The organism is Frigoribacterium sp. 2355 (assembly GCF_054060695.1).
Genome location: NZ_JBSSDL010000009.1, coordinates 53,431 through 78,075, shown reverse-complemented (window position 1 = coordinate 78,075; position 24,645 = coordinate 53,431). Strand labels below are relative to the sequence as shown.

Annotated in this window: 19 protein-coding genes; 9 read left to right on the top strand and 10 right to left on the bottom strand. The window is 70.9% G+C overall.

The annotated features are described in order from the left end of the window. Nucleotides 1–20 precede the first annotated feature (20 nt). Entirely contained in the window at nucleotides 21–857 is an 837-nt protein-coding gene (locus ACVJ1F_RS11610) for an exodeoxyribonuclease III (protein WP_456886354.1), read from the top strand. Between the two features lie 46 nt (nucleotides 858–903). Here ACVJ1F_RS11610 and ACVJ1F_RS11605 read toward each other — a convergent pair whose 3' ends face one another. Both ACVJ1F_RS11605 and ACVJ1F_RS11600 read right to left on the bottom strand, forming a co-directional pair. Then, nucleotides 904–1,824 carry an AEC family transporter gene (locus ACVJ1F_RS11605; protein ID WP_456886352.1) on the bottom strand — a complete coding sequence of 307 codons (921 nt, stop codon included), beginning with the start codon at nucleotides 1,822–1,824 and terminating at the stop codon, nucleotides 904–906. 45 nt (nucleotides 1,825–1,869) lie between these two features. After that, on the bottom strand, nucleotides 1,870–2,334 hold the full coding sequence (locus tag ACVJ1F_RS11600) for a hypothetical protein (RefSeq protein ID WP_456886350.1): 465 nt from the start codon (nucleotides 2,332–2,334) through the stop codon (nucleotides 1,870–1,872). Between the two features lie 206 nt (nucleotides 2,335–2,540). On the opposite strand from ACVJ1F_RS11600, the gene ACVJ1F_RS11595 reads away from it, so the two are divergent. Further along, nucleotides 2,541–3,587: a threonine aldolase family protein gene (locus ACVJ1F_RS11595; RefSeq protein ID WP_456886348.1), complete on the top strand. Its 1,047-nt coding sequence runs from the start codon at nucleotides 2,541–2,543 to the stop codon at nucleotides 3,585–3,587. A 28-nt stretch (nucleotides 3,588–3,615) separates the two neighbouring features. On the opposite strand, the gene ACVJ1F_RS11590 is transcribed toward ACVJ1F_RS11595, so the two are convergent. The 3 genes from ACVJ1F_RS11590 to ACVJ1F_RS11580 all read right to left on the bottom strand — a co-directional run bounded on the left by ACVJ1F_RS11590 (nucleotide 3,616) and on the right by ACVJ1F_RS11580 (nucleotide 9,099). Then, a complete protein-coding gene (locus tag ACVJ1F_RS11590) occupies nucleotides 3,616–4,239 on the bottom strand; it encodes a phosphoribosylanthranilate isomerase (RefSeq protein WP_456886347.1) in 624 nt (207 codons plus the stop codon). A gap of 111 nt (nucleotides 4,240–4,350) precedes the next feature. After that, nucleotides 4,351–6,723 (bottom strand): DUF7507 domain-containing protein, encoded by a 2,373-nt coding sequence (locus tag ACVJ1F_RS11585; protein WP_456886345.1) that lies wholly within the window; start codon nucleotides 6,721–6,723, stop codon nucleotides 4,351–4,353. 183 nt (nucleotides 6,724–6,906) lie between these two features. Next, entirely contained in the window at nucleotides 6,907–9,099 is a 2,193-nt protein-coding gene (locus ACVJ1F_RS11580; RefSeq protein ID WP_456886343.1) for an ATP-dependent Clp protease ATP-binding subunit, read from the bottom strand. Nucleotides 9,100–9,275: 176 nt separating this feature from the next. Here ACVJ1F_RS11580 and ACVJ1F_RS11575 point away from each other — a divergent pair, with 176 nt between their 5' ends. From ACVJ1F_RS11575 to ACVJ1F_RS11555, 5 genes are all read left to right on the top strand, one after another. Then, a complete protein-coding gene (locus ACVJ1F_RS11575) occupies nucleotides 9,276–12,509 on the top strand; it encodes a hypothetical protein (protein ID WP_456886341.1) in 3,234 nt (1,077 codons plus the stop codon). Between the two features lie 151 nt (nucleotides 12,510–12,660). Beyond that, nucleotides 12,661–13,086, top strand: a complete 426-nt coding sequence (locus ACVJ1F_RS11570; RefSeq protein WP_456886340.1) for a hypothetical protein — start codon at nucleotides 12,661–12,663, stop codon at nucleotides 13,084–13,086. Further along, the gene (locus ACVJ1F_RS11565; RefSeq protein ID WP_456886338.1) at nucleotides 13,086–13,541 is read left to right on the top strand and encodes a hypothetical protein; all 456 of its coding nucleotides are present in this window, start codon (nucleotides 13,086–13,088) and stop codon (nucleotides 13,539–13,541) included. Before ACVJ1F_RS11570 ends, ACVJ1F_RS11565 begins: the two co-directional genes overlap by 1 nt. Nucleotides 13,542–13,640: 99 nt before the next feature. Beyond that, nucleotides 13,641–14,105 carry a DUF3060 domain-containing protein gene (locus ACVJ1F_RS11560; protein ID WP_456886337.1) on the top strand — a complete coding sequence of 155 codons (465 nt, stop codon included), beginning with the start codon at nucleotides 13,641–13,643 and terminating at the stop codon, nucleotides 14,103–14,105. Between the two features lie 98 nt (nucleotides 14,106–14,203). Further along, nucleotides 14,204–14,734, top strand: coding sequence for a pilus assembly protein CpaE (locus tag ACVJ1F_RS11555; RefSeq protein ID WP_456886336.1), 531 nt, complete (start codon nucleotides 14,204–14,206; stop codon nucleotides 14,732–14,734). A 15-nt stretch (nucleotides 14,735–14,749) separates the two neighbouring features. Here ACVJ1F_RS11555 and ACVJ1F_RS11550 read toward each other — a convergent pair whose 3' ends face one another. The 5 genes from ACVJ1F_RS11550 to dnaK all read right to left on the bottom strand — a co-directional run bounded on the left by ACVJ1F_RS11550 (nucleotide 14,750) and on the right by dnaK (nucleotide 20,149). Then, complete coding sequence (locus ACVJ1F_RS11550) at nucleotides 14,750–15,862, bottom strand: class I SAM-dependent methyltransferase (protein WP_456886334.1); 1,113 nt, start codon at nucleotides 15,860–15,862, stop codon at nucleotides 14,750–14,752. A gap of 91 nt (nucleotides 15,863–15,953) precedes the next feature. Further along, nucleotides 15,954–16,361, bottom strand: coding sequence for a heat shock protein transcriptional repressor HspR (locus ACVJ1F_RS11545; protein ID WP_056049862.1), 408 nt, complete (start codon nucleotides 16,359–16,361; stop codon nucleotides 15,954–15,956). 92 nt (nucleotides 16,362–16,453) lie between these two features. Continuing rightward, complete coding sequence (locus tag ACVJ1F_RS11540) at nucleotides 16,454–17,449, bottom strand: DnaJ C-terminal domain-containing protein (RefSeq protein ID WP_456886333.1); 996 nt, start codon at nucleotides 17,447–17,449, stop codon at nucleotides 16,454–16,456. Nucleotides 17,450–17,606: 157 nt separating this feature from the next. Further along, the gene (locus ACVJ1F_RS11535) at nucleotides 17,607–18,266 is read right to left on the bottom strand and encodes a nucleotide exchange factor GrpE (RefSeq protein WP_456886332.1); all 660 of its coding nucleotides are present in this window, start codon (nucleotides 18,264–18,266) and stop codon (nucleotides 17,607–17,609) included. 11 nt (nucleotides 18,267–18,277) lie between these two features. Then, a complete protein-coding gene (dnaK, locus tag ACVJ1F_RS11530; protein ID WP_054147035.1) occupies nucleotides 18,278–20,149 on the bottom strand; it encodes a molecular chaperone DnaK in 1,872 nt (623 codons plus the stop codon). Nucleotides 20,150–20,363: 214 nt separating this feature from the next. On the opposite strand from dnaK, the gene ACVJ1F_RS11525 reads away from it, so the two are divergent. Both ACVJ1F_RS11525 and ACVJ1F_RS11520 read left to right on the top strand, forming a co-directional pair. Further along, complete coding sequence (locus ACVJ1F_RS11525; RefSeq protein WP_456886330.1) at nucleotides 20,364–21,746, top strand: MFS transporter; 1,383 nt, start codon at nucleotides 20,364–20,366, stop codon at nucleotides 21,744–21,746. Between the two features lie 92 nt (nucleotides 21,747–21,838). Further along, nucleotides 21,839–24,538, top strand: a complete 2,700-nt coding sequence (locus tag ACVJ1F_RS11520; RefSeq protein ID WP_456886328.1) for a hypothetical protein — start codon at nucleotides 21,839–21,841, stop codon at nucleotides 24,536–24,538. The last annotated feature ends 107 nt before the right edge of the window (nucleotides 24,539–24,645 follow it).

Here is a 24,645-nt window from a genome sequence, read left to right as displayed (position 1 = left end):
CGCCCGGTACCGTGGTCGGCATGCGCGTCGCCACCTACAACGTCAACTCCGTCCGGGCTCGAGTGGGCAGGGTCGTGGACTGGCTCGTCCGTGAGGACGTCGACGTGGTGGGGCTGCAAGAGATCAAGTGCAAGCCCGAGCAGTTCCCCTACGACGCCTTCCGCGAGGCGGGCTACGAGGTCGAGCTGCACGGGCTCAGCCAGTGGAACGGCGTGGCGTTCGCCAGCCGCCTGCCGATGGAGGACGTCGAGATCACCTTCCCGTCGCAACCGGGCTTCGCCAAGGGCCAGGAAGGCCCCGACCAGCCCAAGGAGGCGCGGGCGATCGGCGTCACGGTCGAGGGCGTCCGCCTGTGGAGCCTCTACGTGCCGAACGGGCGCGAACTGGGCGACCCGCACTACGACTACAAGCTCGACTGGCTGTCGAAGCTCGCCACCGAGACCGAGGCCTGGCTCGCCGCGCGCCCCGACCAGCCGTTGGCCCTGATGGGCGACTGGAACGTCGCACCGCTCGACACCGACGTGTGGGACATGTCGGTCTTCGAGGGCCACACCCACGTCAGCCAGCCCGAGCGCGACGCGTTCTTCCGCTTCGAGGAGGTCGGCCTGACCGACGTCGTCCGCTCGCGCCTGCCCGAGGGCTACACCTACTGGGACTACAAGCAGCTGCGCTTCCCCAAGAACGAGGGCATGCGCATCGACTTCGTCCTGGGCTCGAAGGCCTTCGACGGCCTCGTGACGTCCGCGGCCATCCACCGCGACGAACGCAAGGGCGACGCCCCGAGCGACCACGTCCCCGTGGTCGTCGACCTCGACCTCGAGACCGAGCTCGACGACGACCGCCCCATGATCTTCTGACGCCCACGCGGACCGGCCCGGCTCCCTCGACACGAGGAGGCGCGGGTCAGGCGAGCAACGCCGCCACCAGCACCAGCACGGGAACCGACAGGATGGTCGTCGCCAACACGGTGTCGCGCGCCACGACCACCCCGGTCTGGTAGCGCTGGGCGTAGTTGAAGACGTTCTGGGCCGACGGCAGACCGGCCAGCACGACCGCCACGAAAAGCTCGTCGCGGTCGAAGTCGAAGACGAACGCCCCGAGCAACCATGCCGCGACCGGCATGACGACGAGCTTGAGGACGACGGCCACGACGATGTCGGCGCGTCCTTGCCCTGCCTGGAACGGCTTCGAGCCGTACAGCGACATGCCGAACGAGAGCAGGACGACCGGCACGGCGGCACCGCCCACCAACTCGAACGGCTCGCGGACGGCCTGGGGGATCTCGAGGCCGGCGACCGCCACGAGCACGCCCAGAGCGGACCCGATCAGCAGGGGGTTCGTGAACGGTCGGGCGATCGTCCGACCGATGCTGCTGCCGCGGTTCGTCACGGTGTCCATCACGGCGAGCACGATCGGCGTGAGCACGAGCAGCTGGTAGAGCAGGACGGGGGCGACGAAGGTGGCGCTGCCGAGCACGTAGGTCGCGACCGGCAGGCCGATGTTGTTCGCGTTGACGTAGGCGCCACCCATCGTGCCGATGGCCGTCTGCGCCGCGCTGCGTCGGAGCACGAACTTCAGGACGACGACCGAGAGGACGGCGGCCAGGAGCGAGGCGAGTGCCGAGACCACCAACAGGCGCGAGAACAGCACGTGGACGTCGGCCTGCGAGATGGTGGAGAACAACAGGCACGGCGTCAGGACGAAGAAGACCAGGCGGGAGAGCACCCGGTGGCCGGATTCTCCGAGCAGGTCGATGCGACCGACGACGTAGCCGGTCACGATGATCACGCCGATGATCGCGAACCCGATCAGCACTCCACCCATGGGTCCATCCTGTCGCACGCCCCGGGGGCCGGCGGGACGACCGGGTCAGGCCGCGGGCACGCCGCCACCCACCGGCGCTCCGATGCGCTCGAGCAGATGGGTCGCCTCGTCCTCGGCCTGGGCGTCGACCGCCCAGGCGACGACACCCGCCTCGCACGCGGCGACGGCGAACGCCTCGCCGGTCGGGAGGCCGCTGGCGCGGGCGAGGTCGTCGGCGAAACGCCTCGCCGCCTGAGCGACCGGGCGATCCGACGCGACGACGACGAGGGCACCGCGCCGCAGGCCGTCCGCGAGGCTGTCGACCGCACGGTCGAGCTGTACCGCGGTGGGGGTGGCGGCGTCGACGGCCACCACGGCCCAGTCGAAGCCGACGACGTCGTCGGTCGGGGTCGCCATCTCGCACGAGAGCACGACGACCTCGGCGTCGAGTGCCGCCGCCCGATCGGCGACGGGACGGATCGCCGGGTACGGACCGGCGAGGACGAGCTTCGGGGCATGGGCGAAGAGCATGACGGGGCCTCTCGGGGTGGAAGGAGCGCCCGGCGGGTTCGACCGAGCGGGACATCGAGTCGACGATGTGTCACGTACAACTCTACGTGTGATATTTGCACAGCACAAGGCGCTCGTCGTCGTCCCGACCGGAACGGCACCTCACCGCACGACACCCCCGCGCCTCCTGACACCTCGAGAGGTCGGCCGTCGGGCAGAATCGACGGGTGACGCGCCTCCACGATCCCTCGGTCCACACGTTCGCCAGCGACAACTACGCCGGGGCCCATCCCGAGGTGCTGCAGGCGATCGTCGACGCGGCGGGCGGCCACGTCGGCTCGTACGGCGCCGACCCCTACACGCAGCGCCTCTCCGAGGTCGTCGTCGAGACGTTCGGCGAGGGGGCGACGATCGACCCCGTCCTGACCGGGACGGGCGCGAACGTCGCCGCCCTGCAGGCCCTGACCCCGCGCTGGGCGGCCGTGATCTGCGCGACGACCGCGCACGTCTACACCGACGAGGGCGGGGCACCCGAACGCCTCGGCGGCATCAAGCTGCTGACGGTGCCGACCCCGGACGGCAAGCTCACGCCCGAGCTGGTCGACCGGCAGGCCTACGGCTGGGGCGATCAGCAGCGCCCACAGCCGCTCGCGGTCACGATCACGCAGAGCACCGAACTCGGCACCGTCTACACGCCCGACGAGATCCGTGCCGTCACCGACCACGCCCACTCGCTCGGCATGCGCGTCCACCTCGACGGTGCACGGCTCGCGAACGCGGCAGCGTCGCTCGGGGTGTCGCTCCGCGCGATCACGCGCGACGCCGGCGTCGACTCGGTCTCGTTCGGCGGCACGAAGAACGGCCTGGTCCTGGGTGAATCGGTCGTCACCTTCACCGAGGAGGCGCGGGACGGCCTGGTCTACCTGCGCAAGATGGACGCGCAGCTGGCTTCGAAGATGCGCTTCGTCTCCGCGCAGTTCCTGGCGATGCTCGACGGCGACCTCTGGTTGCGATCAGCGACACGGGCCAACACGATGGCGGCGCGTCTCGCCGCCGGGCTCGCGACGCTGCCGGGCGTCACCGTCACACAGGCAGTCGACGCCAACGCCGTGTTCGTCGTGCTGCCCCGCGAGGCCGTGGGGCCCCTGCGTGCCGCGCACCACTTCTACGACTGGAACCGCGTGACCGGAGAGGTGCGACTGATGTGCTCGTTCGACACCACCGAGGCGCACGTCGACCGGTTCGTCGAGGACGCCCGAGCGCTCGTCGGCTGAGACCGCGCCCGCTCGGGCCGAGATTCGGTCAGGCTCTGGCGGCCTCGACGAACGCCCGGATCAGCTCTACGCTCTTCACGCCGCGAGACGACTCGACGCCCGAGCTGACGTCGACCCCGACGGCACCGTGGGGACGGAGTTCGGCCAGCAGCCCGGTGACGTTGTCGGGGGCGAGTCCCCCGGCCAGCAGCCACTCCCGGGCAGGCGGCGCGGACAGCAGCGGCCCGGCGTCGAAGGTGGCTCCGGCACCCGGGTCGATCGCGTCGAGAAGCAAGGCGTCCTCGCGGAAGGCGACCCGCGCCTCCTCGGATTCGGTCGCGTAGGCGGCGGCGCTGACGGCACGGATCACCCGGAAGCCCGCCGCGTGGGCGGCGGCGACGTCGGCGGGCGTCTCGTCGCCGTGCAACTGCACCGTCGAGACCGAGGAGGCGCGGGCCAGCTCGAGCACCGTCCCGATGTCCTGGCCGCGGAACACGCCGACGGTCTCGATGCCCACCTGCACACGGGCTGCCAACTCGCGTGCGCTCTCGGGGTCGATCGTGCGCGGGCTTCCTGCCGCGAACACGAACCCCACGGCGTCGGCCCCGGCCTCGACGGCCGCGTCGACCGTCTCGGGCGTGGACAGGCCGCAGATCTTCACCCAGGTGCGCATGACGCCAGTCTGCCCGCGCGCCGGGCCTCTGCGTGCGCTAGGACGGACGCGACATGCCGCCCACCTCCGCAGGTGAGCGGCATGTCGTGATGCTTCGGCGTGCGAACCGTCTCAGCCCGCGTGCCCGCCACGGGAGCCGTGACGGCTGACCACCACGAGCCACGCACCGGCGAGGGCGAGCAGCAGACCCAGGCCGACGACGGCCACGGCCAGGGGCGAGCCAGTGAAGGCGAGCACCTTCGCGACCGGGGTGAGCGAGGTGTTCGGCGCGCCGGCCGCGGACTCGGCCGGAACACCGGCTCGGGCGGACGAGGTGGCCTCGACCCGGGTGCCCCACCGGTCGACGGCCCGGGCCGTCGCCGACACCGAGACCCGACCTGCCGCGACGTCGGCCGCCGCGACGGTGCGCGTCGCACTCGTACAGTGCGTCGCCCGGCCGAGCGTGAGGCGGTCGACGTCGCAGGTGAAGCCGAGGGCCCTCAGGCTGAACAGCTCGACGTTGCCGGTGTTGACCACGCGGACGCGTCCCCGCCAGTCGTCGCCGAGCGAGAGGTCACCGACCCGTGAGCCGCCCGAAGTGATGACGGTGGTGGCCGTCAGGGCCGGGGCGGGCTTGATCAGTCCGATCGGGTCGGAGGCTCGCATGGCCGTCACCGTGGCGCCGTCGGGGCGTAGACCCGTGGCGGTGGCCGAGAACCAGAACGACGACGAGTCGAGGTCCTCCTCGACGATCGTCCGCGTGCCCACGACGCACTCCGTCGAGTCGCCGGGCGCGAGGTGGTCGTCGTCGCAGACGGTGCGGGCCTCGGCGGCGGGCAGGCCCGCCGCCCGGTCCGTCGGCACCGGGGGCAGACCGTCGTCGACGCTCAGGACGACGTCGGTCAGGGTGACGGTGCCCTCGTTGGTGAGGGTGTACCGAGCGTCGACGAGGTCGCCGGGGCGAGCCTCCTGCCCGGTGCGGTCGGTACCGTCGACGTCGCTGAGCGCGACCTCGCCCACGATGCCGATCGATCCGGCGGGGTCGGTGACGGGGACGACGGCACGCGCCTCGCTCGTCGAGAGGGCCGTGCCGAGACGAGAGACGGCCTCGGCTCGGACGGTCGCCGAGAGGTCGCCGGCGTCGACGGCGTCCTGGTCGATCGTCGAGGTCGGCGAGCTGCACGAGGTGCGGGTCCCGACGGCCAGGTCGGTCACCTCGCACGCCATGTCGGGGCGGGTGCTCGCGAGGTCACGGACGGGCGCGTTGCCGACGTTGACGACGGTCTGCACCCAGGTCAGCCGGTCGCCGACGTCGGCAACGCCGGCAGTCCCGGCGGCCGCGACGTCGTCGAGTCGCGCGGTGAGGCTGGTGCTGATCGTGGCCGCCTCGGTGTCGGCGACCAGGGTCTGGTCGGTGTCGGGCAGCAGACCCGAGAGCGCGCTCCGGGACGCGGCCACGACGTGGCTGCCCGCCTCACCGACGAGCACCGGGACGAGGACCCGGCACCGCACGTCGCCCTCGTCGAAGTCGGCGGACACCGAGAACCCGCTGGCACCCGGCTCGGCGACGAGGTCGGACGTGGCGCAGGTCGACGTCGCGCCGCCCGCCGAGGCGACGGTCAGGCCCGCCGGCAACGTCTGGGCGAAGGACCAGCCGGGTTTCGCGCCGACCTCGCTCGTGTTGGTGACGTCGACGATCAGGTCGACGACGTCACCGTGGACGGCCGAGGCGGGCAGCGACACGTCGGCGCGAGGCGTGACATCGACGACGCGGACGTTGTCGAAGGCGGCGTCGTTGCCCGCCCCTCCGCCCTGCACATTGCGCAGGCGGACCCCCATCTCGGTGCCGCTGAAGAGCACGGCACCGGGGCTGACGACGCGACCGCCACGCATGCGGTGGCCGTCGACGGTGAACTCGCTCATGCCGGGGTCGACGCACGGGTCGATCGGACGGTCGGACACAGGGGTCTCGGTCGATCCGTCGAGCAGGGAGAACGCCAGCAGGGGGTCGTCCGACGCGTGGCAGCTCATGGCGACGGTGTCGACCGAGAACGTGACGAACCGGTTCGCGACCTGCAGCGGGATCGGCTGGACCGTCTCGAGCTGGACGCGGTCCGCCCCGGGAGCGCCACCGTTGGTGTACGCCGAGACGGCGTGGTTGGCGTTCGGGTCGTCGTACCCACCGATCGTGCCCAGAGCCGAGGCCAGGGCACGAACCGCGGGCATGCTGCCACACGACGAACCGGTCGACGAGTGGTCGACGACGAGACCGTTGCAGCGCGCCGGGTCGGCCCAGACCGGGTCCGCCGCGTACCGGGTGCCCGCCGATCCGACGTAGTCGGTCACGAGCCGTGCGCTTCCGGTGGGCTCGTTCTCGAAGTCCTCGACGAAGAGTTCGGTCGGGGCACCGGGTGCCCGCGGGGAGTCCCGGACGGCCGCGGCGGGAGACACGCCCGGAGCCGGCGAGGCGACGGCCGGCACGAGGGCCCCGCCGACGAGAAGCATCGAGAGACCGGAGCCGAGAGCGAGTCGACCGGCCAAACGACGCCCCCTCTGGTCACGACTCGGGAACGGAGGGGCGTCGATTGTCATGCAGGGCCTTTCGGGGGTCTCGTCAGAATCCCCACACGGTAGCACCTACATGTCACTCATCACATGTCGGTGGCGTCCCGGCCCGCGGCGCCACGATCAGTCGCCGAGGTCGTCGAGCTCGTCGGCATCCGGTTCGACCACGTCGTACCGGGTGACGCTCAGCCCGTCACCCCCGTCGGCCACGTCGACCCGCACGGTGTCGCCGTCGGCGATCTCGCCCCCGAGCAGCGCCATCGCGAGCTCGTCGTCGATCTGACGCTGCATGAGGCGGCGCAAAGGCCGGGCGCCGTAGATCGGGTCGTAGCCCCGGTCGGCGAGCCAGGCCCGCGCGTCGGGGGTGACGGCGAGCGAGAGGCGGCGATCGGTGAGCCGTCGTCCGAGGCGGTCGACGTAGAGCGACACGATCTGGCCGAGGTCGTCGGTGCTGAGGGTCGAGAACACGACGATGTCGTCGAGCCGGTTGACGAACTCGGGCTTGAACGCCTGGCGCACCAGGCCCCGAACCAGCTCTTCTTTCTCGGGGTCGCTGAGACCGGGATCGGTGATGACCTGCGAGCCGAGGTTCGACGTCAGCACCAGGATCGTGTTGCGGAAGTCCACGGTTCGGCCCTGCCCGTCGGTCAGCCGGCCGTCGTCGAGCACCTGCAGCAGGACGTCGAAGACCTCGGGGTGGGCCTTCTCGACCTCGTCCATCAGCACGACGCTGTACGGGCGACGACGCACGGCCTCGGTCAGCTGACCACCGGCTTCGTAGCCCACGTACCCGGGAGGCGCGCCCACGAGGCGGGACACGCTGTGCTTCTCGCCGTACTCGCTCATGTCGATGCGGACGAGCGCCTTCTCGTCGTCGAAGAGGAAGTCGGCGAGGGCTTTGGCGAGCTCGGTCTTGCCCACCCCGGTGGGGCCGAGGAAGAGGAACGAACCGGTCGGGCGGTCGGGGTCACTGATGCCCGCGCGGGTGCGCCGGACCGCCTCGCTGACGGCCTGGACGGCCGCCTTCTGACCGATGAGGCGCCTCCCGAGTTCGCTCTCGAGGTGCAGCAGCTTCTCGGTCTCGCCGCTGAGCAGACGACCGACCGGGATGCCGGTCCAGGCGGCGACGACCTCGGCGATGTCGGCGTCGGTGACCGAGTCGCTGACCAGCCGGTCGCCCGACTTCTCGAACGACTCGGCGTCGGCGAGGCGCTTCTCGATGTCGGGGATGCGCTCGTAGCTGATGCGCGCCGCATCTTCGTAGCGCCCCTCGCGCAGGGCGCGGTCGGCGTCGATCCGGGCCTCGTTGAGGTCGCTTCGCAGCGTGCCGACGCCTTGCAGCGCGGCCTTCTCGGCCTGCCAGCGGGCGTCGAGGTCGTCGTAGGCGGCCTGCTGCTGGGCGATGGTCTCGCGCAGGGTGGCGAGACGCGCCTGCGAGGCGTCGTCCGTCTCCTTCTTGAGGGCCAGCTCTTCGATCTGGAGGCGCACCAGGCCCCGGTAGAGCTGGTCCAGCTCGACGGGCGACGAGTCGATCTCCATCTTGAGGCGCGAGCCCGCCTCGTCGACGAGGTCGATCGCCTTGTCGGGCAGCTGACGGCTGGGGATGTAGCGGTTGGACAAGGAGGCGGCGGCCACCAGGGCGCCGTCGGTGATCGTCACCCCGTGGTGCGCCTCGTACCGCTCTTTGAGCCCGCGGAGGATCGCGACGGTGTCCTCGACGCTGGGCTCGCCGACGTAGACCTGCTGGAAGCGGCGCTCGAGGGCGGCGTCCTTCTCGATGTACTGGCGGTACTCGTCGAGGGTGGTGGCGCCGATGAGGCGCAGCTCGCCGCGGGCGAGCATCGGCTTGAGCATGTTCGACGCGGCGACCGACCCCTCGCCCCCGCCGGCACCCATCAGGGTGTGCAACTCGTCGATGAAGGTGATGACCCGACCGTCGCTCTTGGTGATCTCCTTGAGCACGTCCTTCAAGCGCTCCTCGAACTCGCCGCGGTACTTGGCCCCGGCGACGAGGGCGGCGAGGTCGAGGCTGATCAGGCGCTTGTCCTTGAGGCTGTCGGCGACGTCGCCCTCGACGATGCGCTGCGCGAGGCCTTCGACGACGGCGGTCTTGCCGACGCCGGGCTCGCCGATCAGGACCGGGTTGTTCTTGGTGCGGCGGGTGAGCACCTGGCTGATGCGACGGATCTCGGCGTCACGGCCGATGACCGGGTCGAGCTTGCCGCTGCGGGCGATGGCGGTGAGGTCGACGCCGTACTTCTCGAGCGCCGACTTCTGCTTCTCGTCGGAAGCCGGAGCGCCCTGCATGTTCGCCATGGATGTGCCTTTCTCGGAACTTGAGTGGAGCGGACTCAAGTTTACGCCGACACGCCCGGATCGCAAGCCCTCGCGGTCGTCATGTTGTGCATGCCTTGTTTTGTGTCTAACATTTCACCATCTGTTCGCCTGGCGGCGCATCGCGTTGCCCAGACATGAAAGAACACCTCTCCCACATGAAGAAACATCTCCAGCGCGCCGGCGCGGTCGGGCTCGCCGCAGCCACGATCGTCACCGGCCTCGGCGTCGGGCCCGCGGCAGCGTCGGCCGCCGTCGACCCCGCCACCACACCGACGTCTTCCTCCCGTGTCGTCGGCAAGCTGATCACCCAGTTCGACAACGGCACAGGATCTCTGCGCTACAAGTACTGGACCCCACAGGCGCCGAAGCTCAACCAGAGCATCTCCGGCAACGTCCACAGGAGCATCGAGGCAGCGAGGGCTGCTGCCGTCGACTGGGAGCTCCCCGCGGTCGGTGCCACGGGGCCCGTGCGCGGCACGGGCGCCTCTGCCGACGTCTGTCTCGTCGGGTCGACGAACGCGGTGACCACCACCACCGCACGGTGCGACGGCTCGCCCCGGCAGGACTTCCACTGGATCGACGTGTCGAACCAGTGGGCCAAGGGCACCGGCCTCGGCCCGGTCATGGCCGGTGACGCCGCGCTGACGTTCGGCGCCCAGGCCCCCCGGACGGGTGACACCGCAACGGGGATGTACGAACCGGATTGGTACTCCGACAGCATCGCCGACGTCGACGCCTTCGACAATGCCGACAGCGCCACCTACAACGTCGCGGACGACACGGTCACGATCATGCTCACGGGCCGCACGCCGGACACGGACGTGTTCGTCGAGGACATGGCCGGGGGCAACGGGGCGACGGATCGGACGGACGGTGACGGCGACGCCACGATCACGCTGTCGTCGCTGCTCAGCGCCGGCGAGGACGTCCGCATCAAGTTCGGTGCATCGGGCCAGTGGGAGACCGTGTCGACCGGCCGGATACCTGCCGTCAGCGACCTCGAGGTCGTGCACGGCGAGGACGGCACGGTGACCATGAGCGGCAAGGCCTCCGGTGGGGCGGAGAAAGTCTTCGTCGGTCCCGACCGCCTGTCCGCGAACGCGGTCCAGACCGAGGAGGCGCAGGCCGACGGCACGTTCTCGTTCGTGCTGAACGACGACGCCGCCGCCTTGGGCACCGCCTACGTCTACAACGCCGTGAACGGCGTCCGCACCCCGATCGAGGTCGCCGGGTTCTCCGCCCGGGTGGACTCGACCGACATCCCGAACCGGACCGCCGAGATCTCCGGCACCGCCGTTCCGGGTGCGTCCGTGGTGATCGGCAGTGACGAACCGGGTCAGGTGGAAGTCGGACCCGACGGCCGATGGTCGCACACCCTCACCGGTCTCAAGCTCGGCTCGAACCCCGTCACGCTCGAGCAATGGGAGAACCGCGAGAAGACCGGCGAGACCACGATCGACGCCGAGCTCGAGGTCACCCCGGTGGCGGGCAGCGTGTCGTTCCCGACCGACCTGGGTCAGGACGCCGTCCTGTCGGGCACCGCCCACCCCGGCGCGACCGTGGTGGTCACCGACGTGGACGGCGACGAGATCGCGCGCACCGACGCGCACGGGGAGTCGGGCCGGTGGTCCACCCCGATCACCGCCCCCGACGCCGGTGGCGACTACGACGTCCGCGTCCACCAGGAGATCGACGGCGAGGCCACCGGCGAGATCATCGTCGCCGTGCCGTACGGCGAGGCCGTCCAGATCACGGCCCCGACCGAGGGCATGGCACACGACGGAGGCCCCGTCGTGCTCCGCGGCACCGGAGAGGTCGGCGCGCGGGTCACGGTCCGCGAGGAGGGCCGCAGCACGGTGCTCGGCTCCGAGCAGGTCCTCGCCAACGGTCAGTGGACGATCCGCACCACGAACGTCGACGACCGCAAGCACGTCCTCGAGGCCACCCAGTCCGGCAAGGGCAACAACACCACCGTCGCGACGGTGACCCTCAACCCCGAGAACGGCGAACAGCCCCCCGTGATCACCGCTCCGACGGTCGAGACCCCCGAGGCGGGCTCCACGGTCACCACCAGCCGCCCGGTCTTCTCCGGCCACGGCCAGGACGGTGCAACGATCACCGTCGGCTACGGACCCAACAGCATCATCGGGACCGGCATCGTCGTCGACGGCGAGTGGACCATCACCCCGAACCGCGGGCTCAGCCTGGGCACCAGCAACCTCGTCGTGACCCAGACCTCGGGCTCCGACGTCCAGACGATCGCGCACTCCGTCAACCGCGTCGCCGCCGATCTGCCGCTGCACATCACGAGCCACGAGAACGACCAGTTCTACGACGCGGGTGAGACCACCTTCCGCGGCACCGCACCCATCGGATCGACCGTGGCCGCGAAGAACCAGTGGGGCACCCCCATGGGCACCGCGATCGCGAGCGACGGCACGTGGGCCTTCAACCGCAACCTCGGCCCCACCACCGCCGGCTACCTGATCACCTTCACCGCCACACCGCGGGTGGGCACCCCCCAGGTCGTCACGCTGAAGCTGAACTACGCGACCGTCGTCGCGTTCCAGGTGACCAGCCCGGTCCACAACAGCACCTACACCGAGGGCACCACCACGTTCCGTGGCACCGCGGCACCCAACGCCGAGATCGTCGCCACGAACCAGTGGGGCACCATCATGGGCAACACGACCGCGAGCCTCCAGGGCACCTGGAGCTTCAACCGCTACCTCGGACCCACCTCGGCCGGCTACGACATCCGCTTCGTCGCCACCAAGGGCACGGACGTCCAGCGCCAGCTCGTCCACCTCGACTACCGCGCGACCACCGTCCCCGTGGCCGTCACGAGCATCGCCGACGGTGACACCTACCGCCCCGGCCTCAACGTCCTGAAGGGCACCGGGACCCCCGGCGCCACCGTCCGGGCCGTGAACGCCACGAACAACTGGAACGTGCCCATGGGCGAAGCCAGGGTCGACGACAAGGGCAACTGGGCCCTGCCCGAGCGCAACTGGGGCCCCGCGAACGACTACGCCATCAAGGTCACGCAGACGAACCCCGACAAGACGACCTCCGAGACCACGGTCAACGTCAAGGCACCCCGGTTCGCCCCCCTCGTCCTGACCAGCCCCGCGGTCGGCGACACCTACGAGAACGGAGTGGCCGTCACGTTCAGCGGCACCGCCACCCCGTTCGCCACCGTCACCGTCAGCTCGGCCGCGAGTTCGACCGTGTACCGCGAGGTCCAGGCCGACGCCCAGGGCGAGTGGTCCTTCAGCCGCGCCTGGGGCCCCAGCCACAACTACTCGCTGAACATCACCCAGAAGGCCCTCGACGGTCAGACCGGTGACCCGATCAGCGGCTTCGCCTGGCACCACAGCGGCAACTGACACCACCCGCACCACCAACACACCGCACCACCCGCACCACCCGGCCGGGGAGGCGCCCACACAGCGCCTCCCCGGCTCCTCAGATCGTCCGCCGGCCACACCCCGTGCCGACGCCCCCGCACCTTCCCCCCACGTCCCGAAGGGAACCACCATGCGCACCTCCGCCCTGCGGACAGCCGCTCTCGGCGTCGTGCTCGTCGCCGCCCTCGCCGGCTGCACCTCGAACGCCACCAGCACCGAAGCAGAGGTCGAGACGACGCCCCTGGCCGAGGTCACCCCCGAGCCCGCCGTCACCGAGACCTGCGTGGACGGCAACGCGGTCGTCGTCCTCGACGAAGACACCCCCGAGGTCACCTTCACCGAACCCTGCGACAGCATCAACGTGGTGGGCAGCGACGGCGCCGTCACCCTCGCCGACGTCAGCCACCTCGTGATCGAGGGCCAGGGCGTCACCGTCACGGCCGGTGCCGTGGGCACGGTCGACTTCGCCGGCGACGGCAACACCGTCAGCCACACCGGGGCCGCCCCGACCGTGAACGAGAACGGCACCTTCGACAACACCGTCACCGCGCGCTGATGGCCGGATTGCTCCCCCGACGATGGCCCGCCGCCGTCGCCCTGGCCGCGGTCACGACGACCCTGCCGCTCGCCGCGTGCTCCTCGGCCGAGACCGACGAGACGCCAAGCCCGACGACGAGCAGCACCGCCACCGTCGACGCCGCCCCCGTCGGCAGCTGTGACGACGGCTTCATGCTGGTCGACCTCGGCACCACCGACGACGACGCACCCCCGCTCGACACGAGCAGCTGCGACCTCGTCTCGATCGTCGGCTCGACCGGGACCGTCGTGCTCGACGAGGTCGGCACGCTCGTCATCGAAGGCTCCGACGTGACCGTCTCGGTGCAGGACATCGACACCGTCCAGCTCGCCGGCGACCGCAACACGATCCACCACGCCGGCGACGCCCCGGCCGTGGACGACCAGGGCCACGACAACACCGTCACCCCCGCGGCAGAACCCGCCACGGAGTGACCGGAGGGGCGGGTCCGACCCACCGCCGGACCCGCCCCACTCCGTTCCGCCCCGATCCGCTTCCACCCACCCCTCCCCTTCCCGACACCGGAGCACTCCATGACGACGACCTCGACCCTGATCGCCCTCGTGACGGCCGTCGCCCTCGGCGCGGGCCTCGCCGGCTGCACGAGCGAGTCCGCGACGACCGACCGGTCCCCCTCCCCGACCAGCGCCTCCCCCGCCACCGCCCCGTCGTCGGACAGTCCCTCCGCCGAGGGCGCCGCCGATGCCGCCGACGACACCTGCGTCGACGGCTTCGCCTGGATGCAGTTCGGCGACGGCGAACCCCGTGCGAAGGCCCTGCCCAACGGCTGCGACACCGTCATCGTGAACGGCAGCGACGCCGTGCTGGCCCTCGGTCCGACCCGGGTCGTGGTCGTCCTGGGCGACCGCAACACCGTGGACGTCCCCCACGTCGACCAGGTCGACGCCATGGGTGACGACAACACCGTCCGACTCGACCACGACATCCAGCCCGTGCTCAACACCGACGGCACGGGCAACGTCGTCACCACGCGCTGACGCACCGGCCCCGCCCACGCCTCCCCCGCCCGACCCGGCGCGAGTCGGCACCAGCGGCCACGGCGGCACCTCCCACCTGGACGGTGCATCATTGGCCGATGCTCGACCACGACCTCGCCCGCCGCCTGCGCGACGCCGGACTGCGCTGGCACCCCCGCGCCGGAGACCGCTTCGTCATCGAGACGCCCGGATTCGACGGCGACGTCTTCACGCTCAGCGACATGACCATCGAGGCCCACGACTACCCGACCGGCACGGTGCTCGGCTTCAACGGCACCACCGAGTGGGCCCTCGACTCGGTCGCCGCTGACGACGGTCTCTGGCTTCCCCGCGAGGACCAGTTGCGCGAGCTGCTCGGCCCCGTCTTCCAGGGCCTCACCCGCCACCCCGACCCTGAGCCCGGATCCCGCGGCACCACCGACTCGGGCGGCGGTCGCGACGGTGGCGGGTCCGTCTACGAGGTGACCACGCGCCCGACAGGGGGCGACGAGGATCTTCGGCACCGCGCCTCCGTCGCCGAGGACGCCTACGCGCACGCCCTGCTCGCCTACATCGACGCGTCCCTGCGCCTCGACGAAGGCGAGCCCGAGGCCGAGGCCCGAGCAGAGACCGACGCCGGCGCCCGCTGACGGCATCGGCCCGGGTCAGACCCGTCGGATCGACCGGGTCACCGTGAACCGTCGGTCACGGGCGACCTGGGTCGTCGGCCCCACGAGGCGCTCGAGGACCGGCCGGTGACCGAGGGGGGAGTTCCACACGCACCACAGCTCGCCGCCCGGGCGCAGCAGCCGGGCGGCCGCCTCGAACAGCTTGTGGGCGATGGCCGTGTGCACCGTCGCCCCGACGTGGAACGGCGGGTTCAGCAGGACGACGTCGGCCGAGGCTCCCGGGAGCGACGACCCGGCGTCGTCGCGCGTCACGGACACGCGATCGGACACCCCGGTCGCCGTCATCGTGGCCCGCGCCGACTCGACCGCCGCCCACGACTGGTCGGTCGCGACCACCTTCGCCCCAGGCCGCGCGAGGGCGAAGGAGGCGGCGAGCACCCCGGTGCCGCAGCCCAGGTCGACGACGTCGCGGGCCTGGGGAGCCTCGCGGTCGAGGACGGCGAGCAGCGCTCGGGTGCCGACGTCGATCGAGGTGCCCGCGAACGCCGCACCGTGGGCGACGACGACCACGTCGCCGTGACGCGAGGTGCGCGGCCAGCCGAGCGCGCCTCCTGGTGTCGGGGAGGTCGCCGTGAGCACCCGGGACTTCTGGCGTGCCCGGCTGGCGGTCACCTCGCCGAAGTGGCGCGCCAGGACGTCGTTCATGGCGAGGGTCATGTGCTTGACGCGTCCCCCGGCCAGGATGTGGACGTCGGGGTGCGCGTACCGGGCGATCGACCCCGCGATCTCGTCCAGGGCGTCGAGCCCGCGGGGCAGCTGCAGCAGCACCGTCCGCGCGCCCTCGAGCAGGGCCGCGTCGAGACCGTGGTGCGACCACGTCGGGGCGACGCCGAGGCGGTCGGCGTTGGCATCGAGCGCCTGTTCGCCCGAGAGGGCGTCCTGGTGCACCCGGACGTGCGCCCCCGGCACCAGGGCCGCGACCCCGAGGGTCAGTGCGCCGTAGCGGTCACCGATCACGCTCACGGCCTCGGGGTGGGCGGCGAGCGCCTCGTCGGCGGTGTCGAGCAGCAGCCGGTCGGTGGCGTCGTGCGCAACGAGTTCGGGCGCCTCGATGTCGGGCCACCGGCGGAGCTGCTCGAAGTCGATCACCCGCCAACGCTAGTCGGCGCGACCGGGAGGTCACGACCTGCCGCTCGCCTCCCCTGCTGAGCGGCGCGTCGTGGCGTCTCGGTGCCGCCCGTCAGCGCAGCGGCCGCCAGACGACGACCGAGGTCTGCCGCGACGGGCGGGTGCCGTGTCGCAGCGGCACGACGCCGCTCTCGCCCGCGGCGAAGACCCGGGCGCCGGGGCGGTTGACCATCTCGTCGGCCAGAGCCCGTTCGAGCTCGCGCACGCGGGACTGCAACGAGGTGACCTGGTTCTCGAGCTCGAGGATGCGCTTGATGCCCTCGAGCGAGATGCCCTCGCCGCCCAGTCGAGCGATCTCGCGCAGCTGCACGACGTCGCGCATCGAGTAGCGTCGCGACTTGCCGGCCGTCCGCTGCGGGACGACCAGGCCGAGGCGGTCGTACTGCCGGAGGGTCTGGGCGTGCAGGCCCGAGAGCTCGGCGGCGGTCGCGATCGCGAAGAGGGGCGAGTGCTCGTCCATCGGCCACTGGGTGGGGTCCGGTCGGTCCATCTCGTCTCCTGTCTCGTCGCTCGTGACCTGCCGCCGAGGAGGCGTGGGTCGGGTCGGTCTCGTCAGGCCCGGGCGCGGGCGATCAGGTCGTCGCGCGGGTTCTCGGCCGGCAGGGCGGCGGCCAGCGCCTCGACGGCCTCGCGTGCCTTGTCGTTGAGGTGGGCGGGCACCGCGACCTGGACGGTGGCGAGGAGGTCGCCGACGCCGTCCTTCGCGTGCACGCCGCGCCCCTTGACGCGCAGGACCCGGCCGGAAGGCGTACCCGGCGCGACGCGCAGTCGCACGGGGTCGCCGCCCAGGGTGGGCACCTCGATGGTCGCACCGAGGGTCGCCTCGGCGAAGGTGACCGGCACGTCGAGGCGCAGGTTCTTCCCGTCGAGCTCGAAGACGGGGTGCTTGCGGACGGCGACGGTCAACACCATGTCGCCGGCCTCGCCGCCGTCGGGGCTCTGCTCGCCGCGACCGCGCAGCTTGATCTTCTGGCCGTCGTGCACACCGGCCGGGATGCGGACCTTGATCGGTTTGCCGTTCGACGCCTGCAGCGTGATGGTCTCGCCGACGATGGCGGTCTGGAAGTCGAGGGTCGTCGTGGCCGTCATGTCGCGACCCTTCTGCGGCCCGCCGAAGCCGCGGTAGCCGCCACTCGTCTGACCGAAACCGCCGCCACCGAACATGCCACCGAAGATGTCGTCGAAGCCGCCGCCGCCGCCCTGGCGGTACTGCGTGCGCTGCCCGCCCTGGTTGAACATGCCGCCGAAGACGTCCTCGAAACCACCACCCGCGCCTCCGGGGCCACCACTGCCGGCCGCGAAACGGGCGCCGCCGCCCATGGCGCGCACCTGGTCGTACTCGCGACGCTGCTCGGGATCGGAGAGCACCGAGTGGGCCTCGCTGATCTCTTTGAACTTCGCCTCGCTGGCCGCGTCGCCGGGGTTGGAGTCGGGGTGGTACTTGCGCGCGAGCTTGCGGTAGACCTTCTTGAGCTCGGCGGGCGTGACGTCTTTGGAGACACCGAGGACGGCGTAGAAGTCCTTGTCGAACCAGTCCTGACTCGCCATGCGGCACCTCCTTCCTTGACTGGAGGTCGCTGCCTGGCAGCGACCGGAAGAGAACGGGGGAGGCGGTGGGCACCTCGTCGAGGAGCCCACCGCCGATCGCGACTCGCGTCGCAGGGGGTGGTGACGGGCAGCCCGGTGGCCGCCCGTCACCGGGGTGCTACTGGGGGGTGTGCACCGCGACCTTGGCGGCCCGGATGACCCGGTCGCCGATCGTGTAGCCCGGCTCGATCACGTCGGCCACGGTGTTGACCGTGACGTCGGCACTCGGCAGCTGGACGAGGGCGTCGTGCTTGCTGGGATCGAAGACGTCGCCCTTCGCGCCGATCTGCGCCAGGCCGAACTTGTCGAGCCCCCCGCGGATCTTCTGCGCGATGACGGTCATCGGGCCCTCGGCCAGGTCTCCGTGCTGTTCGGCACGGGCCAGGTCGTCGAGCGCCGGCAGCAGCGAACGGACGACCTCGGCCACCACGGCCTCGCGGTTGGCCTCGCGGTCACGCTCGACGCGCCTCCGGAAGTTCACCAGCTCGGCCTGGGCCCGCAGCATGTCCTGTCGCATGTCGGCCACCAGGTCGGCACTGGCCGCGTCGAGGATGGCCTCGTCGTCAGCGCTCAGCGTCTCGGTGCCCTCGGGCGCCTCGGCCATCGACTCGGCGGCGGCCTTGGCCCCGGCCGGGGCCTCGGCGTCGGCCGGGGTCTCGACGTCGGGGGCCTCGGCGTCGACGAGCTCGTCGGGCTCGACCACGTCGGCCGTGCCACCGTCTTCGGACGGGGTCGTGGCACGCGGCTCGTCGTCGGGCATCTTGTTGTCGTCAGTCATGCCGACCGCCTCTACTTCTTGTCGTTGTCGTCGTCGTCCACGACCTCGGCGTCGACGATGTCCTCGTCGTCGCCCTGGGCCTGGCCGTCGGCGGGAGCACCCTCGGCACCGGCAGCACCGGCCTGGTCGGCCTGGCTCTGCGAGTAGATCGCCTGGCCGAGCTTCTGCTGGCTCTCGTTGAGCTTGTCGAAGGCGGGCTTGATCGCGGACTCGTCGTCGCCGGCGAGGGCGGACTTGAGCGAGTCGACGTCGGCCTGGACCTCGGACTTGACGTCCGCGGGCAGCTTCTCGTCGTTCTCCTTGATCAGCTTCTCGATCGAGTAGACGAGCTGCTCGGCCGAGTTGCGGGTCTCGTTGGCCTCGCGACGCGCCTTGTCTTCGGCGGCGTTCTCCTCGGCCTCGCGCACCATGCGCTCGATGTCGTCCTTCGACAGCGACGAGCCGCCCGAGATGACCATCGACTGCTCCTTGCCGGTGCCCTTGTCCTTTGCGGACACGTGCACGATGCCGTTGGCGTCGATGTCGAACGTGACCTCGATCTGCGGCACGCCACGGGGGGCCGGCGCGATGCCGGTCAGCTCGAAGGTGCCGAGGTTCTTGTTGTCACGCGTGAACTCGCGCTCGCCCTGGAACACCTGGATCGCGACGGACGGCTGGTTGTCGTCGGCCGTCGTGAAGGTCTCGCTGCGCTTGGTCGGGATGGCGGTGTTGCGCTCGATGAGCTTCGTCATCGCGCCACCCTTGGTCTCGATGCCGAGGCTGAGGGGGGTGACGTCGATGAGCAGGACGTCCTTGCGCTCACCCTTCAGCACGCCGGCCTGGAGGGCGGCACCGACGGCCACGACCTCGTCGGGGTTGACGCCCTTGTTGGGCTCCTGACCACCGGTGAGCTGCTTGACGACCTCGGTGACCGCGGGCATGCGGGTCGAGCCACCGACGAGCACGACGTGGGCGATGTCGCCCACCTTCACGCCCGCCTCCTTGATGACGTCGTTGAACGGCTTCTTGGTGCGGTCGAGCAGGTCGCTCGTCCACTGCTCGAACTGCGAGCGCGAGATCGTCTCGTCGAGGTTGAGCGGGCCGTCGGCGGTCAGCGTGAGGTACGGCAGCTGGATGCTGGTCGAGGTGCTCGACGACAGCTCCTTCTTGGCCTGCTCGGCAGCCTCTTTGAGGCGCTGCTTGGCGATCTTGTCGGTCGACAGGTCGACCCCGTGGGCGTCCTTGAACTTCTTGATGAGGTGCTCGACGATGCGGTTGTCCCAGTCGTCGCCGCCGAGGCGGTTGTCACCCGAGGTGCTGCGCACCTGGATGGTGGAGAAGTCCTCGTCCTTGCCGACTTCGAGCAGCGAGACGTCGAACGTTCCGCCACCGAGGTCGAAGACCAGGATGAGCTCGTCTTCCTTGCCCTTGTCGAGGCCGTAGGCGAGCGCCGCGGCGGTCGGCTCGTTGATGATGCGCAGGACGTTCAGGCCCGCGATCTCGCCGGCCTCTTTGGTGGCCTGGCGCTCGGAGTCGTTGAAGTACGCGGGGACGGTCACGACGGCGTCGGTGACCTCTTCGCCCAGGTACTGCTCGGCGTCGCGCTTGAGCTTGCCCAGGATGCGCGCGCTGATCTCTTGCGGGGTGTACTTCTTGTCGTCGATCTCGACCTTCCAGTCGGTGCCGACGTGGCGCTTGACCGACGCGATGGTGCGGTCGACGTTGGTGACGGCCTGGCGCTTCGCGGTCTCGCCGACCAGCACCTCGCCGTCCTTCGTGAAGGCGACGACCGAGGGGGTCGTGCGCAGACCCTCGGCGTTCGCGATGACGGTGGGCTCGCCACCCTCGAGGACGCTGACGACCGAGTTGGTGGTACCGAGGTCGATTCCTACTGCACGTGCCATGTGCTTTTCTCCTTCGTGGTGCGATGTTGCGGAAACCTGTGGGGGCCGGCCTTGAGTCGGCCAGGCTCAACTTTACTCGCCCTGCCGACGAGGTCAAGCGGCGAACCTGAAAGTTGAGCCAGAATGGCTCAACTCTCGAAGGGGGTCACCTCGCCCACGCCGGACGAGGAGGCGCGACCCCCCTCGGCCACGGACGCCCACTAGGTTGACCCCCATGACCGCAGCGCAGACGCTCGCCGACGCCGACCCGATCCCCCGCCGCCGGGTGCTCTCGTGGGCCCTCTGGGACTGGGGCTCCGCCGCCTTCAACGCCGTGGTCACCTCGTTCGTCTTCAGCACCTACCTGGCGAGCGGCGCCTTCGTCGACCCGGCGATCGTGGCCGCCGCCGGCGACGACGCGCGCAACCCGGCCCTGGTGCTGGCCAAGGCCGAGAACGCGACGGTCATCTCGACCGCCCTGACGATCGCGGGGGTGCTGATCGCGCTGCTCGCGCCGGTGCTCGGCCAGCGCAGCGACGGCTCGGGGCGCCGGAAACTCTGGCTCGCGATCAACACCGGGCTCGTCGTGCTGGCCATGGCCGCGATGGTGCTGGTCGCCCCGGCACCCGGGTACCTCGTCTTCGGCGCGGCCCTGCTCGCCGTCGGCAACCTCTTCTTCGAGTTCGCGAGCGTCAACTACAACGCCATGCTCGTGCAGGTCTCGACGCCCAGGACCATCGGGAAGGTGTCGGGGTTCGGCTGGGGCCTCGGCTACGTCGGCGGCATCGTCCTGCTGCTGTTGCTGCTCGTCGCCTTCTTGCAGAGCTTCGGCGTCGAGGGACGCGGCGGCCTGTTCGGCGTCGCCACGGGAACGGCAGGAGGCGCCTGGGACGTCCGCCTGTCGATCGTCGTCGCCGCGGCGTGGTTCGCGATCTTCGCGGTGCCGGTCCTGCTGTCGGTGCCCGAGCTGCCCGCCACCGCCGCACGGACCCGGGTGGGCTTGTGGCACTCGTACCGCCTCCTGGGGTCGACGATCGCCAAGCTGTGGCGCACCAACCGCCAGGTGCTGCTCTTCCTGCTGGCCAGCGCCGTGTTCCGTGACGGCCTCGCGGCCGTCTTCACCTTCGGCGCGATCATCGCCGCTCAGGTCTTCGGATTCTCACCGAGCATGGTGATCTACTTCGCCGTCGGCGCGAACCTCGTCGCCGGCATCGGCACGTTCGTCGGGGGCTGGCTCGACGACCGCCTCGGCGCGAAGACGATCATCGTGGCGTCGCTGGTGGGGCTCGTGATCGCCGCCTTCGCGGTGCTCGCCATCGGGACCGCGACGAACCTCTTCTGGGTGTTCGGCCTGGCGCTGGCGCTCTTCGTCGGTCCGATCCAGTCGGCGAGCCGGTCGTTCCTCGCGCGGGTGACGCCGCCCGGGCGCGAGGGCGAGATCTTCGGGTTGTACGCAACGACCGGACGGGCCGTGAGCTTCCTCGCGCCCGGACTCTTCACGCTGTTCGTCTCGGCGACCGGCGACACCCGCTTCGGCATCGTCGGGATCGCGCTCGTCCTGCTGGCCGGGCTCGTGCTGATGCTGCCCGTCAAGGGGGTGCAGCGCTCGATCGACTGAGCCGTCGTCACGTCGCTCCGTGTCGTTTTTGAAATATAGAGTATTGGTCGCCGCCCCGATCGGCTCGCCTCGCACTCCATCAGGAAGAAGACATGAGCACATTCACATCACGACTCGCGACGGTCGGCCTCGCAGCCATCGCCGTCGGTGCGGTCATCCCCACGGCGGCCGTGGCCGCCCCGACCTCGACGTCCTCGTCGTCCGACGCGACGGCGGGCAGCACCTTCGGCATCCAGGCTGCGCCCACCCCGTCCGTGAGCAAGATCGTCCGGTTCGGCGACTCGCAGATCGCCGTCAACGGCGTCGCGGTGGGTGCCACGACGGTGCAGTACAAGGTCGCCGGGGGCAGTGCCGGTGTCGAGCAGACCGCGCTCGACCGCTTCAGCCTGCTGCTCCCCAGCGCCGACCTGGGCAAGGTCATCACGATCACGGCGTACGGCCCCGGCGGCAAGAGCGCCATCGACGTGCCACTCGAGGTCGGTGTGGACGAGGGCGCGACCGTCGCCCCGAACACCCCTGTCGTGCACGCCGTGTCGTCGTACGACGACGAGACCCTCGTCATCGAGGGCACGATCACCTACGACCCGGCCCTCTTCGACCGCACCGAGGTGCACGCCTCGGTCGGCGGGATGCCGATCTACGACGTTCCCGACCAGGACGGCAGCTTCACGCTGCGCATCCCGGTCGAGCTCGCGGGCGAGACCGTCGACGTCCAGGCGTTCCGGTCGGGCCTGGCCAGCGCCGTCGTACCGGTCGAGCTCGTCGAGACGGCCGAGAACATGGCGTCGAAGGCCTTCCCCCTCAACCTGTCGTCACCCGCGGCGGGCAGCACCACCCGGTCCCCCGAGGCGACCTTCGTCGGCTCGGGCGTGCCCGGCTCGCACGTCGTCGTCACCCGTGACACCGCAACCGGCGCGGACACGGCGACGCTCTGTGAGACGAACATCGCCGCCTCGGGCGACTGGACCTGCACGTCACCGACCCTGCCCGCAGGAGTCCACCGTGCGACGATCACCGAGTCGCCCGTCTGGGCCTCGGCAGAACAGCAGAAGGCCACCACGGCGTTCTTCGTCGCCGACGACTCCGCGGACGACGAGGCACAGCTGCCCGAACTGTCCTCCGTCTCGACCGATGCCAGCGGATGGCTGGTCGTGCGCGGCATCTCGAACGGCGCCTCGATGGTGCGCCTCACGATCGGCGAGTTCGAGGACGTGGCCCCGGCCACCCACGGTCGATTCGCGTTCCGCCTGGCGCCGGGCAACCTCGGCGCCACCGCGACCATCACCGGCATCCGTGGCGGAGTGGACGGCCGATCGCTCACCGCGCCCCTCTCGCTCCGCACCGCTCCCGCGCCCTCGCCGCTCGCGCCTCCTCGGGTCCACGGCATCACGCAGGACCAGCCCGGTGACCGGTTCCAGATCGCCGCGACGACGAGCTACTTCGCCCACGAATGGGAGGTGCCCAGCGTCATCGCCCTCGTCGACGGCACGTTCGTCGGCACGTCGGAGACGTCGTGGAACGGCGCCCTGTACGTGACGTTGGACGCTGGACTCGCCGGGAAGACCGTCGAGTTCGTCACGGTGCGTGGCACGCATCAGTCCGCCAGGACGACCGTCACGCTCGCCCCGACCGAGCGCAACTCGGCACCCGAGACGTTCCCCCTCGAGGTGACCTCGATCGCCGAAGGCGCGGTGGCCCCGATCGAGACGGCCGTCGTCGCCGGCACGGCCATCCCCGGGTCGACGGTCTCCGTGGCCGTCGACGGCGTCCGCGCCGACGAGGCCTGCGCTGCGGACGTGCTGGGAGACGGCACCTGGAGCTGCACCCTCACCGCGTCGCTCACTCCGGGTGCGCGCACGATGACCGTGACCGAGACGCCATACTTCGCGGCGGCCGGGACCCCGGTCTCGACTCGTACCTTCACCGTCGGCGACGGCGACGGCGACGACCCGGAGGACGGCCGGACCGACCTCACCGTCACCAGCCACGCCGACGGCGGCCGGTACTCCACCGGCATCGCGACGTTCAGCGGCCGCGGCACCCCCGACTCGCGCCTGACCGCCGCGAACCAGTGGGGCACCCCCATGGGCTCGACCCGCGTGGACGAGGACGGCGACTGGAGCTTCACCCGCAACCTCGGCCCCACCAGTGCCGGCTACGACATCACCTTCACGATGACGCCCCCCACCGGTGCACCCACCCAGCTGACCCTGCACCTCGACTACGAAGCCCCCGCGCGGCCGCTGACCGTCACCAGCCACGTCGACGGCGAGTCCTACCGCGAGGGCATCGCCCGCTTCACCGGCACGGGCACCGTCGGCGCCCAGCTCGTCTCGACCAACCAATGGGGCACCCCGATGGGGAAGGCGACCATCGGCAGCGACGGCACCTGGGCCTTCTCCCGCAACCTCGGCCCGACCAGCGCCGGCTACGTGCTGACCTTCGTCGCGACCCACGGCTCCGACGAGCAACGGACGACCCTCACGTTGACGCATCAGAAGGACGACCTGGTCGACGTGCGGATCTCGTCACCGGTCATCCGCGACGGCGGCATCGCCGAGGCCCACCGCACCGTGACGTTCCGGGGCACGGCGACGCCCTTCGCCACGGTCGTCGGGAAGAACCAGTGGGGCACGCCCTTCGGCAGCACCATCGCCTCGTCCACCGGCGCGTTCGCGTTCGACCGCTACGTCGGGCCCGCCGGCACGACGTACCAGCTGACCTTCGAGCAGAAGGCCACCGACGGCACGACGAAGACCACCACAGGGATCGACTTCGTCACCGGACGCTGACACCACCACCGGCATCAGCAGCACCACCAGGGCCGGCTCCGCACCCGCGGGGCCGGCCCTCCCCCGTCCCCGACGCCGACGCGCCCGGCCGCCACCACTCCTCCTCG